Origin of the sequence: Streptomyces tuirus, from assembly GCF_014701095.1 — a bacterium.
Classification (GTDB): domain Bacteria; phylum Actinomycetota; class Actinomycetes; order Streptomycetales; family Streptomycetaceae; genus Streptomyces; species Streptomyces tuirus.
Genome location: NZ_AP023439.1, coordinates 5,359,849 through 5,373,962, shown reverse-complemented (window position 1 = coordinate 5,373,962; position 14,114 = coordinate 5,359,849). Strand labels below are relative to the sequence as shown.

General features: G+C 72.0%; 9 protein-coding genes. 2 read left to right on the top strand and 7 right to left on the bottom strand.

The annotated features are described in order from the left end of the window. Window positions 1–197: 197 nt before the first annotated feature. From ilvC to IGS69_RS24780, 5 genes are all read right to left on the bottom strand, one after another. A complete protein-coding gene (gene ilvC, locus IGS69_RS24800) occupies window positions 198–1,196 on the bottom strand; it encodes a ketol-acid reductoisomerase (RefSeq protein ID WP_190902719.1) in 999 nt (332 codons plus the stop codon). Window positions 1,197–1,317: 121 nt separating this feature from the next. Next, entirely contained in the window at window positions 1,318–1,842 is a 525-nt protein-coding gene (gene ilvN / locus IGS69_RS24795) for an acetolactate synthase small subunit (RefSeq protein ID WP_030851453.1), read from the bottom strand. A 34-nt stretch (window positions 1,843–1,876) separates the two neighbouring features. Then, window positions 1,877–3,727, bottom strand: coding sequence for an acetolactate synthase large subunit (locus tag IGS69_RS24790; protein ID WP_190902718.1), 1,851 nt, complete (start codon window positions 3,725–3,727; stop codon window positions 1,877–1,879). 224 nt (window positions 3,728–3,951) lie between these two features. Continuing rightward, complete coding sequence (locus IGS69_RS24785) at window positions 3,952–6,963, bottom strand: putative bifunctional diguanylate cyclase/phosphodiesterase (RefSeq protein ID WP_190902717.1); 3,012 nt, start codon at window positions 6,961–6,963, stop codon at window positions 3,952–3,954. Between the two features lie 425 nt (window positions 6,964–7,388). Continuing rightward, complete coding sequence (locus tag IGS69_RS24780) at window positions 7,389–8,339, bottom strand: 2-hydroxyacid dehydrogenase (RefSeq protein ID WP_190902716.1); 951 nt, start codon at window positions 8,337–8,339, stop codon at window positions 7,389–7,391. Window positions 8,340–8,416: 77 nt separating this feature from the next. On the opposite strand from IGS69_RS24780, the gene IGS69_RS24775 reads away from it, so the two are divergent. Together IGS69_RS24775 and IGS69_RS24770 are read left to right on the top strand one after the other, a co-directional pair. Further along, window positions 8,417–9,415: an aldo/keto reductase gene (locus tag IGS69_RS24775; RefSeq protein WP_190902715.1), complete on the top strand. Its 999-nt coding sequence runs from the start codon at window positions 8,417–8,419 to the stop codon at window positions 9,413–9,415. Between the two features lie 126 nt (window positions 9,416–9,541). Next, window positions 9,542–10,714: a PQQ-dependent sugar dehydrogenase gene (locus IGS69_RS24770; RefSeq protein ID WP_190902714.1), complete on the top strand. Its 1,173-nt coding sequence runs from the start codon at window positions 9,542–9,544 to the stop codon at window positions 10,712–10,714. Window positions 10,715–10,729: 15 nt separating this feature from the next. On the opposite strand, the gene IGS69_RS24765 is transcribed toward IGS69_RS24770, so the two are convergent. Both IGS69_RS24765 and IGS69_RS24760 read right to left on the bottom strand, forming a co-directional pair. Continuing rightward, window positions 10,730–10,915: a DUF6191 domain-containing protein gene (locus IGS69_RS24765; RefSeq protein WP_190902713.1), complete on the bottom strand. Its 186-nt coding sequence runs from the start codon at window positions 10,913–10,915 to the stop codon at window positions 10,730–10,732. A gap of 59 nt (window positions 10,916–10,974) precedes the next feature. Further along, window positions 10,975–14,049, bottom strand: a complete 3,075-nt coding sequence (locus tag IGS69_RS24760; RefSeq protein ID WP_190904628.1) for a helix-turn-helix transcriptional regulator — start codon at window positions 14,047–14,049, stop codon at window positions 10,975–10,977. Window positions 14,050–14,114: the final 65 nt, after the last annotated feature.

Sequence of the window (14,114 nt, the reverse complement as noted above, 5' to 3'; positions counted from 1 at the left end):
GTTGGAGACGCACGACGCTGTGGGCCTGACGCGTATGTGTGCAGCAGTCTAGTGGCGCACGGGGCGTCGTCTTGTGCCGCTGCGGAAGGATCACCCGTCCGTGGCCGGACGGGATGGACAACGCCGTACCACCGACGTTACCCGGGGTTCACCGAAGGGGCCGGAGCGGGTTCGCTCCGGCCCCTCGGGCGGGCGGCTTACGCCTCCTCGTCGACCCAGCTCATGAGCTTGCGCAGCTCCTTGCCGGTGGTCTCCAGCAGGTGCTCGGAGTCCTGCTTCTTGTACTCGTTGTACTTCTTCAGGCCGCTGTGGTACTCGTCCATCCAGTTCTTGGCGAACGTGCCGTCCTGGATCTCGGCGAGGACCTTCTTCATCTCGGCCTTGGTGGCGTCCGTGATGATCCGCGGGCCGGTGACGTAGTCGCCCCACTCGGCGGTCTCGGAGATCGACCAGCGCATCTTCTCCAGGCCGCCCTCGTACATGAGGTCCACGATCAGCTTCAGCTCGTGCAGGCACTCGAAGTAGGCGATCTCCGGCTGGTAGCCGGCCTCGGTCAGGGTCTCGAAGCCCGCCTTGACCAGCGCCGCGGTGCCACCGCAGAGCACGGCCTGCTCACCGAACAGGTCGGTCTCGGTCTCCTCGGTGAAGGTCGTCTTGATGACGCCGGCGCGGGTGCCGCCGATGCCCTTCGCGTACGACAGGGCCAGCGCGAAGCCGTTGCCCGTGGCGTCCTGCTCGACGGCGGCGATGCAGGGAACGCCGCGGCCCTCCTCGTACTGGCGGCGGACCAGGTGGCCCGGGCCCTTCGGGGCGACCATGCAGACGTCCACGCCGGCCGGGGGCTTGATGAAGCCGTAGCGGATGTTCAGGCCGTGGCCGAAGAACAGCGCGTCGCCGTCCTTCAGGTTGTCCTTGATGTGCTTCTCGTAGACCTCGGCCTGGATGGGGTCCGGGACGAGGATCATGATGACGTCGGCCTCGGCGGCGGCCTCCGACGGGCTCACCACGCGCAGGCCCTGCTCCTCAGCCTTGGCCTTGGACTTGGAGCCCTCGTGCAGACCGACGCGGACGTCGACACCCGAGTCACGGAGCGACAGCGCGTGGGCGTGGCCCTGGCTGCCGTACCCGATGACCGCGACCTTGCGGCCCTGGATGATGGACAGGTCGGCGTCGGCGTCGTAGAACAGCTCGGCCACTTTGGGTTCTCTCCTCGGGAGTGCAGGTGTTGCGTCCCACCGTATGACGGGGGGCGGAAGGGAAGTCTCAGGGTCTCGGAATACGGGCGGCCGACGGCTCGCCGACCGCCCGTTTCAGGTCTTACGCCGACCGGTCCAGGGCGCGCAGCGACCGGTCCGTGATGGAGCGGGCACCGCGGCCGATCGCGATCGTGCCGGACTGGACGAGCTCCTTGATGCCGTACGGCTCCAGCATCTTGAGCATCGCGGTCAGCTTTTCGCCGGACCCGGTGGCCTCGATGGTGACGGCCTCCGGGGAGACGTCGACGGTCTTGGCGCGGAACAGCTGGACGATCTCGACGATCTGGGAGCGCGTCTCGTTGTCGGCGCGCACCTTCACCAGGACGAGTTCGCGCTGCACCGCCTGCGCCGGCTCCAGCTCGACGATCTTCAGCACGTTGACGAGCTTGTTGAGCTGCTTGGTGACCTGCTCCAGCGGCAGGTCCTCCACGCCGACGACGATGGTGATGCGGGAGATGTCGGGGTGCTCGGTGACGCCGACCGCGAGCGAGTCGATGTTGAAGCCGCGGCGGGAGAACAGGGCGGCGATCCGGGCGAGGATGCCGGGGGTGTTCTCCACCAGGACGGAGAGCGTGTGCTTGGACATGGTCTGCTTCCTCTGCTTGAAAGTCCGACGGCTCTCAGTCGTCTTCGTTGTCGCCGAAGTCGGGGCGGACGTCCCGGGCGGCCATGATCTCGTCGTTGGAGGTGCCGGCGGCGACCATCGGCCAGACCATCGCGTCCTCGTGGACGATGAAGTCGACGACGACCGGGCGGTCGTTGATCGAGTTCGCCTCCTCGATGACCTTGTCGAGGTCGTCCGGGGACTCGCAGCGGATCGCGTAGCAGCCCATGGCCTCCGACAGCTTCACGAAGTCGGGGACGCGGGTGCCACGGGCCTGCGGGTTGACGTCGTCCGGGCCGGAGTGGAGCACGGTGTTGGAGTACCGCTGGTTGTAGAAGAGGGTCTGCCACTGGCGGACCATCCCGAGGGCGCCGTTGTTGATGACGGCGACCTTGATCGGGATGTTGTTCAGGGCGCAGGTGGTGAGCTCCTGGTTGGTCATCTGGAAGCAGCCGTCGCCGTCGATCGCCCAGACGGCCCGCTCGGGCGCGCCGGCCTTGGCGCCCATGGCGGCCGGGACGGCGTAGCCCATGGTTCCGGCGCCGCCGGAGTTCAGCCAGGTGGCCGGCTTGTCGTACTCGATGAAGTGAGCGGCCCACATCTGGTGCTGGCCGACGCCCGCCGCGAAGATCGTGCCCTCGGGGGCGAGCTGTCCGATGCGCTCGATGACCTGCTGCGGGGAGAGCGAGCCGTCCTCGGGCTGGTCGTAGCCGAGCGGGTAGGTGTCGCGCCAGCGGCTGAGGTCCTTCCACCAGGCGCTGTAGTCGCCCTGGTGGCCCTCGCTGTGCTCCTTCTGGACGGCCTGGATCAGGTCGGCGATGACCTCGCGGGCGTCACCCACGATCGGCACGTCGGCGGCGCGGTTCTTGCCGATCTCGGCCGGGTCGATGTCCGCGTGGACGATCTTGGCGAACGGCGCGAAGCTGTCCAGCTTGCCGGTGACGCGGTCGTCGAAGCGGGCGCCGAGGGCGACGATCAGGTCGGCCTTCTGCAGACCGGTGACGGCGGCCACCGAGCCGTGCATGCCGGGCATGCCCAGGTGCTGCGGGTGGTTGTCGGGGAACGCGCCGAGCGCCATCAGGGTGGTGGTGACGGGCGCGCCGGTGAGCTCGGCGAGGACCTTCAGCTCGGCGGTGGCCTTGGCCTTGAGCACCCCGCCGCCGACGTACAGCACCGGCCGCTTGGCCTGGGTGATCAGCTTGGCGGCCTCGCGGATCTGCTTGGCGTGCGGCTTGGTCACCGGTCGGTAGCCGGGCAGGTCCATGGTGGGCGGCCAGGAGAAGGTGGTCTTCGCCTGGAGGGCGTCCTTGGCGATGTCGACCAGGACCGGGCCGGGGCGGCCGGTGGAGGCGATGTGGAACGCCTGGGCGATGATCCGCGGGATGTCCTCGGCCTTGGTGACGAGGAAGTTGTGCTTGGTGATCGGCATGGTGATGCCGACGATGTCCGCCTCCTGGAAGGCGTCCGTGCCGATCGCCTTGGACGCCACCTGGCCGGTGATCGCGACCAGCGGCACGGAGTCCATGTGCGCGTCGGCGATCGGGGTGACCAGGTTGGTGGCGCCGGGGCCCGAGGTGGCCATGCAGACGCCGACCTTGCCGGTGGCCTGCGCGTAGCCGGTGGCGGCGTGACCGGCGCCCTGCTCGTGCCGGACCAGGACGTGGCGCACCCTGGTGGAGTCCATCAGCGGGTCGTAGGCCGGGAGGATCGCACCGCCGGGAATGCCGAATACCGTGTCGGCGCCGACCTCCTCGAGAGAGCGGATGAGGGACTGCGCGCCCGTCACCTGCTCGGGGGCGGAGTGTCCTCCGGATCGGGGCCGGGGCTGCGGGTGGTGGGCCCCGGTGGCCTGCTCGGTCATCGGCATTCTCTTCTCAGATGCTGAGGGTTTATGCGAGGTTTGTACGGTCTTCGGCTGCTGCACGAAGGGTGCCTGTGCAACAAAAAACCCCTCGTGCCATAAGGCAAGCGAGGGGAGCGCGCCGGGTGGAGTCGCTGAGCGGTCGAGGCTCAGCGTCAGCCGACGCGCTTTCCAAGTACGAGAATTCGGGTGCGCATGGCACTGACCCTCCCCCCGGCACACACTCACTGTCAAGTGGGTGGGACGGGAGTCTCATTATGTGAGCGCAGGACCGTGCCACCTCCGATGACGGCGGACACACCCGAGCTGTACAGCCGCGGGGAGCCGCCGACTAACGCCGGTTCGGCCGGTCCGTTCGGCACCGGATAGTGGCCGGCGGCGAGCGCCCGGCGCAGCCGGTACTCGTCGAGCGGCCCGGAGAACGCCATGCCCTGCCCGTGCGTGCAGCCCATCGCGCGCAGGGCGACGACCTGCTCGGGCAGATCCACCCCTTCGGCCACGGACTTCAGCCCGAGGTCGCCCGCGATACGCAGCAGCCCGCTGGTGATCTTGTACAGGCGGGCGGACTCGACGACGCCCTCGACCAGACCGCGGTCGAGCTTCAGGACGTCGACGGGCAGGCGCCTGAGGGCCGTGATCGCCGCGTAGCCGCTGCCGAACCCGTCGAGCGCGATCCGTACGCCGACCCGCCGCAGGGCGCCCAGGCGCCGCTCCAGCTCGTCCAGCGAGACCCTCGGGTCGGCGTCCGACAGCTCGATGATCAGCGACCCGGACGGCAGCCCGTGCCGCGTGAGCAGCGCCTCGATCGTGCCGAGCGGCATCGAGCGGTCCAGCAGCCTGCGGGGGCTCATCCGCACGACGACCGGCACGGACAGCCCGGTCGCGTGCCGCTCGGCGGCCTGCTCGACGGCCTCCTCGATCATCCAGCGGCCCAGCTCGGCGGTCTTGTCGCTGTCCTCGGCCACCCGCAGGAACTCCGCGGGGGTGAAGAGCACCCCTTGCGAGGAGCGCCAGCGCGCCTGCGCGGACACCGACGTGATCCGGCCGTCCTCCAGGGACACCACCGGCTGGTGCAGCAGGGCGAACTCCCCGTCGTGCAGGGCGGCCCGCAGGCGGGTGGCGAGCTCGGCCTTGCGGACGACGTCCTGCTGCATCTGCGGCTTGTACAGCTCGACGCGCCCCTTGCCGCCGGCCTTGGCGCGGTACATCGCCAGGTCGGCGTTGCGCAGCAGTTCGCCCGCGCCGAGGCCGGATTCCGCGAAGGCCACGCCGATGGAGGCGTTGACACGGACATCGTTGCCGTCGATGACGTAGGGCTGGGAGAGCGTCGTCCTGAGCCGGTCGGCGAGCTCCAGTATGTGCCGCTCCCGGGCGTCCTGGTCCCGGGTGTTGTCCCCGGCGATCAGCGCCGCGAACTCGTCCCCGCCGAGCCGGGACGCGGTGTCGCCGTGCCGGACGGAGTCCTGGAGTCTGCGGGCGGCCTGGACGAGCAGTTCGTCCCCTGCCTGGTGCCCGATGGTGTCGTTGACGGCCTTGAAGCCGTCGAGATCGATGAACAGCACGGCCGTGTTGCGCAGGGCCACGCCCCGGTCCGAGGCACGGCGGCCCGAGAGGGCGTGCTGCACGCGCTTGGTGAACAGGGCGCGGTTGGGCAGGTCCGTGAGCGGGTCGTGCTCGGCGTTGTGCTGCAACTGGGCCTGGAGCCGCACCCGTTCGGTCACGTCACGGCTGTTGAAGATGAGGCCGCCGTGATGGCGGTTGACGGTCGACTCGACGTTCAGCCAGCCCCCGTCGCCCGAGCGGAAGCGGCACTCGATGCGTGTGGTGGGTTCCTCGACGGGGTTGGCGGCGAGGAACCTGCGCACCTCGTGCACGACGCAGCCCAGGTCCTCGGGGTGGATGAGGTTGGCCAGTTCCGTCCCCACCAGCTCCTCCGCCGAGCGGCCGTACACACCGGCGGCGGCCGGGGAGACGTACCTCAGGACGCCGCTGGGCGCGGCGATCATGATGACGTCGCTGGAGCCCTGCACCAGGGAGCGGAAGTGGTTCTCCTTCTGCGCCAGTTCCTGGGTGAGGGTGATGTTGTCGAGCAGCATGATCCCCTGGCGCACGACGAGCGCGAGCACCACCGTGCCCCCGGTCAGCAGGACCACGCGGTCGACACTGCGGCCGTTGAGGACGTTGTAGAGGATCCCCAGCGTGCACACGGCGGCCGCGAGATACGGCGTGAGGGCGGCCAGGGACCCGGCGATGGGCCGGGCGGCCGGGTACCGGCTGTGCTCGGCGCCGGGCAGGGGCACCTGGTGGTTGAGGCCGCCGCGCTGCCCCGGCACGTGCTCGTGCACCACACGGGTGCGGCCCGTGCCGGTGTGCCGGTCGGGGCCGTGCCGGTCGCTCTCCGCCCGGGGCGCGGCCCAGGGGGCGTACGCCAGGAGCAGCGAGCCCGCGAACCAGCCCGCGTCGAGCAGTTGGCCGGAGCGGTAGTCGTGGTGCATGAGCGGCGAGGTGAACAGGGCGTCGCACATGACGGTCAGCGCGAGCGCGCCGATGGCGGTGTTGACCGCGGAGCGGTTCACCGCGGACCGCCTGAAGTGCAGGGCGAGCACCATGCTGACCAGCGCGATGTCGAGCAGCGGGTAGGCCAGCGACAGCGCGGTGTGCGCCACCCCGGGGCCTTCGGACTTCGCGGCCTGGGCGAGGGCGAGGCTCCACGCCAGCGTCAGTAGCGAGCCGCCGATCAGCCAGGCGTCGAGCCCCAGGCAGACCCAGCCGGCCTTGGTCACCGGCCGCTTGGCGAGCACGAGCAGCCCGACGATCGCGGGGGGCGCGAAGCAGAGGAAGAACAGGTCGGCGTAGCTGGGGCTGGGCACGGGCAGTCCGAGGACCACCTCGTACCACCCCCAGACCAGATTGCCCAGGGAGGCCATGGCGGAGGAGAGGCCGAACAGCAGCCAGGCGGGTCGAAAGCGGGTGCGGCGGCTGCGGGCGTAGAGGAAGCACGAGACGGCGGCGGTGGCGGCCGCGGCGCTCAGCCCGAAGTCGCCCATGAACAGGGCCACTTCGTACGAACCCCAGCCGAGCGCGGCACCGACGGCGTAGCCCGCGCAGGCCAGGGCGAGGACGAGTTGGAGGGCCAGGCCCGGCCGGTGGCCGGGGGCCGGCGGGCGAGGCGGCGGTGCGCTCGGGGACGGAGGCTGTGCCCGCAGTGCTCCGTCCAGCGTGGGGGTGGGGGGCGCGCTCACCGGGCCCTCCCGGTCCGCGCCGCTCCCGGGTCCCGCGGTTCCCGGTGGACGGGCTGGTCCTGCCTTGTGCGGCTGCCGGGCCTGCGGTGGTGATGGCTGGGCTCGGTGTGCTGTTCACCGTGGCGGGTGTGGTGGCCGACGTGATCGGCGTGCTGACCGCGTCTGCCCGCGGTCGTCCGCCCGGGTCGCCGCCGGCAGCCCCGCCCCGTCGGATCGCTCGTCCAAAGGCCGTGCATCGCCTGTCGCCCCCCTCACAGTCCGAACTGTCCGTCCCCGGCGCCGAACGGTCCCCGGCGCAGCCCCTGTCGGGACGATACACCAGTCTCGTCACTCAGGGACATAGGTTCTCTACGCTCCGTGACGATCAACAGATATATGAGTACCCACCGCACCTGAAGGATTGCGGACGGTACTCGAAAGTTCTCTCAGTCGGTTGAGGCACCCGTCGTAAGGATCACGTTGCGGAGCGGCTCCCGGTTCACATAACGGTTCAACTGGTCCACCAGGAGCCGCTCGGCGCGCGGAAGGAACGCGGAGGTGGGTCCGCCCGCATGGGGGCTGATGAGTACCCCCGGCGCACGCCACAGGGGGTGTTCGCGCGCCAGCGGCTCCGGGTCGGTGACGTCGAGGGCGGCGGTGATGCGGCCGGTCTCCAGCTCGGCGAGCAGGGCCTTGGTGTCGACGACCGGGCCGCGGGCGACGTTGACGAGGAGCGCGCCGTCCTTCATCCGGGACAGGAAGTCGGCTCCGGCCAGGCCACGGGTGGTGTCGTTGAGCGGGGTGGAAAGGATGACGACGTCCGCCTCCGGCAGCAGCGCGGGGAGTTCGGTGAGCGGATGCACCAGACCGCGCGCCGTGGTGCGCTCGGAGCGCGCGACGCGCGCCACCCGCGCCACCTCGAACGGAACGAGCCGGTCCTCGATGGCCTCGCCGATCGAGCCGTAGCCCACGATGAGGACGTTCTTGTCGGCGAGCGCGGGGCGGAACCCGCCGAGCCACTCCCCCCGGTCCTGCGCGCGGACGAAGTCGGGGATCCCGCGCAGCGACGCGAGGATCAGCGCGAGGGTGAGCTCGCCGGTGCTGGCCTCGTGCACCCCGCGCGCATTGCACAGCCGCACGCCCGCCGGCAGCTGCCCGAGGCCCGGCTCGACGTGGTCGATCCCCGCCGACAGGGTCTGCACGACCTGCACGTTGCTCATCCGCCCCAGGGGACGCACGCACAGCGGACTGGGCTTCATGTAGGGGACGACGTAGAAGGCGCAGTCGGCCGGGTCCGCGGGGAACTCCTCCGCGCCGTTCCAGAAGCGGTAGTCAGGGCCCTCGGGGAGTCCCTCGATCTCGTCCGGCGGGATGGGCAGCCACACGTCAGCAGTCATGCTCTGGAGGCTATGTCAGGAGCGTGCGACGGCAGAGGTTAGGTTGGGGTGGCTCGAACAGGGAGGGTCACGACCAGGTGGAGCGCAGGACGATCGGCGCGGAGGCGCTCGCGGTGGGGGCCGTCGGACTCGGGTGCATGCCGATGAGCTGGGCCTACAGCGCGTCGAGGCAGCGCGGCGACGAGTCGCTCAGGGCGGTGCACCGGGCGCTCGACCTGGGCGCGTCCCTGCTGGACACGGCCGACATGTACGGCCCCTTCACCAACGAGCTGTTGCTGGGGCGGGCGTTGAAGGAGCGGCGCTCCGACGCGTTCGTGTCGACGAAGGTCGGGCTGCTCGTGGGCGACCAGCACATCGTCGCCAACGGCCGCCCCGGGTACGTGAAACGCGCCTGCGACGCGTCGCTGCGGCGGCTCCAGACGGACGTCATCGACCTCTACCAGCTGCACCGGGCCGACCCCGAGGTGCCGGTGGAGGAGACCTGGGGCGCGATGGCGGAGCTCGTCCAGGCCGGGAAGGTACGGGCCCTGGGCCTGTGCGCGGTGGGGGCGCGGGCCGGCCGCCGGTCCGGGGCCCGGCTGCACGACGGAACGATCCGGCAGCTGGAGCGGGTGCAGCAGGTCTTTCCGGTGAGCGCGGTGGAGGCGGAGCTGTCGGTGTGGTCGCCGGAAGCGCTGGAGACCCTGCTGCCCTGGTGCCGGACCCGGGGCGTCGGTTTCCTCGCCGCGATGCCGCTCGGCAACGGCTTCCTGACCGGCAGGCTGCGGCCGGGCGCCGGCTTCGAGGCGGACGACCCGCGTGCCCGGCACCCCCGCTTCACGGCCGAGATGATGGCCGCGAACCAGCCGGTCGTGGCGGGCCTGCGCCGCGTCGCCCGCCGGCACGGCACGGACGTCACGCCCGGCCAGGTCGCCCTCGCCTGGGTGCTGGCCCAGGGCCCGCACGTGGTCCCGGTCCCGGGCACGAAGCAGGAGCGCTGGGTCACGGAGAACACGGCCGCGACGACGGTGCGCCTGACCGCCGGCGATCTAGAGGAGATAGCCGGGCTGCCACCGGCCCAGGGGTCCTGGGACTGAGCCCCGCTTCCGCCTCCGGTGCGTTTCGGGCAAACCCCGCCTTCCCGGTCCGGCGTTCCGTGATCGGGAACCTGGGAGCCGCGAGCGGTGTATGACAGGGAGAGGACCCGCTCCGTCGAAGGGACCATGATCGTGCAACGTCGAGCCGTCCCGGCCGTGCTGGCCGCCGCCGCGCTCCTGCTGACGGCCGGCTGCTCCTCCGACAGCGCAGGCTCCTCCGGCAGACAGCCGAGCACCTCCCCGAGCCGTACGGCACCGGGCTCGTCCGCGCCGCCGGGGCAGGCCGCCGAACAGACGCCTCCCGCCCGGGGCTCGGTGAAGGTGGTCCGCACCGTCGCCGAGGGCCTGGACTCCCCCTGGGGGCTCGCCCCGCTGCCGGGTGGCGGCCTGCTCGTGGCCTCCCGGGACGACGGGAGGATCGTCCGGGTCGACGAGAAGACCGGCAAGAAGACCGACGTGGGCGAGGTGCCGGGGGTCTCGGCGGCCGGCGAGGGCGGCCTCCTCGGGATCGCCCTGTCCCCCGACTACGCCTCGGACCACATGGTCTACGCGTACTTCACCTCGGCCTCCGACAACCGCATCGTCCGCATGATCCACGACGAGCGGAAGCCGGCCGGCGAGCGGCTCGGCGCGCCCGACACGGTCTTCAGGGGCATCCCCAAGGGCTTCATCCACAACGGCGGCCGCATCGAGTTCGGCCCCGACAAGATGCTCTACGTGGGCACGGGCGAGAGCGGCGACACCGGTCTGTCCCAGGACAAGGACTCCGTGGGCGGCAAGATCCTGCGCCTGACGCCGGAGGGCGAGCCGGCGCCCGGCAACCCCTTCCCGGACTCCCCGGTGTACTCGTACGGCCACCGCAACGTGCAGGGTCTGGCCTGGGACGGCAAGCAGCGGCTGTTCGCCTCGGAGTTCGGGCAGGACACCTGGGACGAGCTCAACGCCATCAAGCCGGGCGACAACTACGGCTGGCCGGAGGCCGAGGGCCGGTCCGACGACAAGGGGTTCCACAACCCGATCGACCAGTGGACGACGGCCGAGGCATCCCCGAGCGGCATCGCCTACGCCGGGGGCTCGATCTGGATGGCGGGCCTGCGCGGCAAGCGGCTGTGGCGCATCCCGCTGGACGGCACCAAGGCCTCGGCCGAACCGCAGGCCTTCCTGGAGGGCGAGTACGGCCGGCTGCGCACGGTGGTTCCGGCGGGCGGCGACCGGCTGTGGCTGGTGACCAGCAACACGGACGGCCGGGGCAGCCCGAAGGACGGGGACGACCGGATCCTGGAGCTGCGGGTGACGTAGCGGCCCCGGGGCGGCCTAGCTGGAGGGGTTCTCCGGCTCCTCGTCGGGCGGGCGTACGACGACCTTTCCGGACGCGAGATCTATCGGCCCGCGTCCGGGATCGCCGTCCCCGACGTCCTCGCGGGTCAGTTCCAGGCGGTTCTGCTCGTCGCGGGTGTGCTTGCGCCCGGGCGAGAACAGTTCCTCGAACACGTTGAACAACGGTGCCTCCCAGGGCCGCGGGGTTCACGTCGTCCGCGACGTCCTTTACAGCGTATGCCTCAGCTCGCCGGACCGGGCATGAGCATCTCGGCCGGGAACAGCCCCAGCCGGTGCGCCACCGCCGCCGCCTCGCCCCGCCCGGAGACGCCGAGCTTCCCCAGGATGTTGGAGACGTGCACGCTCGCCGTCTTCGGGGAGATGAACAGCTCCTGCGCGATGCGGCGGTTGGTGTGACCGGCGGCGACCAGGCGCAGGACGTCCCGTTCCCGGCTGGTGAGGCCGAGCGCCTCGGCGGGGTCGGCCGGCGCGGGGCCGGGCCGCGTGGCGGGCGTGAGCGGGAGGCGGGCGCGCCGGCCGAGCGCGGTGGCGGCGTCGGCGAGCGGCCGGGCGCCGAGGTGGTGGGCGACGGTGTGGGCGAGGCGGAGCAGTTCCGCGGCGCGCTCGCGCTCGTCGTCGCCGGCGCCCGTCAGCAGGGACTCGGCCAGGCGGTACCGGACGCGGGCGAGGTCGTAGGGCCGGCTCAGGGGTTCGAAGGCGGTGACCACCTCCGACCAGGCGTCCGGGGTGCTCAGGCCCTCGGCGCGGTGGAGTTCGGCACGGACCCACTGCTCGTGGGCGAGCCAGACCGGGGCGTGGGTGGTGAGGCGCTTGACGGTGCGGAGGATGCCGTCCAGGACCTGCTCGCGGCCCTCGCGGGCGGCGGGCAGCGCCCTGGCGTCGGCCTCGGCGGTGGCCGCCTGGAGCAGCAGCGGCCAGGCGTAGCGCTGGGTGCCGAGCGGGAAGCCGGATTCCAGGGTGCGGGCCAGTTCGGCGCGGGCGTCGGCCAGGCGTCCCTCGGCGGCGGCGAGCGCGATGGTGAGCCAGGAGATCGGCAGGTCGTGCTGCGGCATGGGGTCGTGCGGGCCGTAGGCGGCGCGGCCCTGGGCGAGGTACCGGGCGGCCTCGGGCACCTGCCCGCGCGCGAGCGCGAGGAAGGCCAGGCAGTTGGCGCCGGACCCGTGCGGGCCTGCCGTCTGGCCGCGTCGCTGGGCGTTGCCGGCGGCCTCGGCGGCCTCGTCCCAGCGGCCGAGGGAGATGAGCGACTCGGCGAGGTTGCTCCAGATCCAGGCCTCGGCGTCCCGCAGGCCCATCGTGCCCGTGAGCCGCAGGCCCTCGCGCAGGATGCCGACGGATTCCTCGGAGCGGCCGACACCTTCGAGGACGGAGGGCAGGTTCACATGGCTGCGGCCCACGACCGCCGCGAGGCCACGGGCGACCACCTCGTCCCGGACGTCGTACATGTGGCCGAGCCCGGCGTCGATCTGCCCGGCGTCGACCATGAGCCCGCCGAGGGTGAGCCGGGCGTTGGACTCGATGTCGTCGGCGCCGACCATGCGCGCGTACTCGACGGCCCGCTCGGCGGCCGTGAGGGCGTCCGGGCCGGGTTCGTGCAGCATCGACCAGTGGGCGGCGGTGGCCAGCACCTCCGCGTGCACCTCGGACGGCGGCAGACCGCGGACCAGTTCCTGGGCGATGGCGATCTCCTTCCAGCCGTCGCCCCGGGCCAGTCCCTGCACCAGCCGGGAGCGCTGGATCCAGAACCAGGCGGTACGCAGGGGGTCGGCCTCGTCCTCCAGCAGGCGCAGCGCCCGCTTGGTGATCTTCAGGGCGCGTTCACGCTCCCCGCAGAGCCGTCCGGCGACGGCCGCCTCGGCCAGCAGGTCCAGGTGGCGCAGGGCGGTGGTGGCCGGGTCGCAGCCGCTGGGGGTCCCTCCACGCCGTTCAGGCAGTGGGGGAGGGTAGACCTCGGCGTAGTCCACGGGGCGCAGGGTCCGGCGCACGGTGTCGGGAGCGGCGTCCCACAGCTCCATCGCCCGCTCCAGGAGGCGGAGTTGCTCGGAGTAGGCGTGGCGGCGGCGGGCCTCGACGGAGGCTTCGAGGACGGCGGGCAGGGCCTTGGCGGCGTCGTGGGCGTGGTACCAGTAGCTGGCCAGGCGGGTGGCCCGCTGGTCGGCGGGGACGAGGCCCGGGTCGCTCTCCAGGGCTTCGGCGTAGCGGCGGTTGAGGCGGGAGCGTTCGCCGGGGAGCAGGTCGTCGCTGACGGCCTCGCGGACCAGGGAGTGGCGGAAGCGGTAGCCGTCGCCGCCGGGTGCGGGGGCGAGGATGCTCGCGTTGACGGCGTCCCGCAGCGCCTCGATGAGATCGTCCTCGGCGAGCCGGGCGACGGCGGCCAGCAGCCGGTACTCCACGGTGGAGCCGCCCTCGGCGACGATCCGGGCGACGTGCTGGGCGGGCTCGGGCAGCCCCTCCACGCGGACCAGCAGCAGGTCACGGAGGGAGTCGGTCAGGCCGGTCCGGCAGCCCTCGTGGGCGGCGACGGCGAGTTCCTCGACGAAGAAGGCGTTGCCGTCGGAGCGTTCGAAGATCGCGTCGACCCGGCCCGGCTCGGGTTCGTGGGCGAGGATCCCGGCGACCTGGCGGCCGACCTCGTCGCGGTTGAAGCGGGCGAGTTCGAGGCGGCGGATCGTGCGGAGCCGGTCGAGTTCGGCGAGCAGGGGCCGCAGTGGGTGGCGGCGGTGGATGTCGTCGGAGCGGTAGGTGGCGAGGACGACGAGGCGGCCGGTGCGCAGGGTGCGCAGGAGGTAGGAGAGGAGGTGACGGGTGGAGGCGTCGGCCCAGTGCAGGTCCTCCAGGGCGAGGACGAGGGTGTGCTCGGCGGCGACGCGCTCCAGCAGGCGTGCGGTGAGCTCGAAGAGGCGGGCCATGCCGTCCTCGTCGTGCCGCCCGGCTCTGGACTCGCCCAGCTCGGGCAGCAGCCGGGCCAGTTCCACCTCCTGCCCGGCGGCCGCGGCGGCCAGTTCGCCGGGGAGTTCGCGGCGCAGGGCGCGCAGGGCGGTGGAGAAGGGGGCGAAGGGCAGGCCGTCGGCGCCGATCTCCACGCAGCCGCCGAGTGCGACCACCGCCCCGCGGTGGCGGGCGGCGGCGGCGAACTCCTCGACGAGGCGGGTCTTGCCGACCCCGGCCTCCCCGCCGATGAGCAGTGCCTGCGGCTCGCCCTCGCGGGCGCGGACGAGCGCGTCGTGCAGCGTGCCCAGTTCCTCGGCACGGCCGACGAACACGGGGCTCACGGACCTGGTCTCCACGGCCCCGAGCATCGCATGCGGGTCCGAGGGCACGGCACCGGTTTTCCTTCGAACGGCCGGAGCAGCGGCCGCCGCTC

What these genes read in the sequence shown, in the direction of transcription:
- ilvN (WP_030851453.1), bottom strand. Translation starts at nt 1,842, where the DNA reads ATGTCCAAGCACACGCTCTCCGTCCTGGTGGAGAACACCCCCGGCATC.
- IGS69_RS24790 (WP_190902718.1), bottom strand. Translation starts at nt 3,727, where the DNA reads ATGCCGATGACCGAGCAGGCCACCGGGGCCCACCACCCGCAGCCCCGG.
- IGS69_RS24780 (WP_190902716.1), bottom strand. Translation starts at nt 8,339, where the DNA reads ATGACTGCTGACGTGTGGCTGCCCATCCCGCCGGACGAGATCGAGGGA.
- IGS69_RS24770 (WP_190902714.1), top strand. Translation starts at nt 9,542, where the DNA reads ATGATCGTGCAACGTCGAGCCGTCCCGGCCGTGCTGGCCGCCGCCGCG.
- IGS69_RS24760 (WP_190904628.1), bottom strand. Translation starts at nt 14,049, where the DNA reads ATGCTCGGGGCCGTGGAGACCAGGTCCGTGAGCCCCGTGTTCGTCGGC.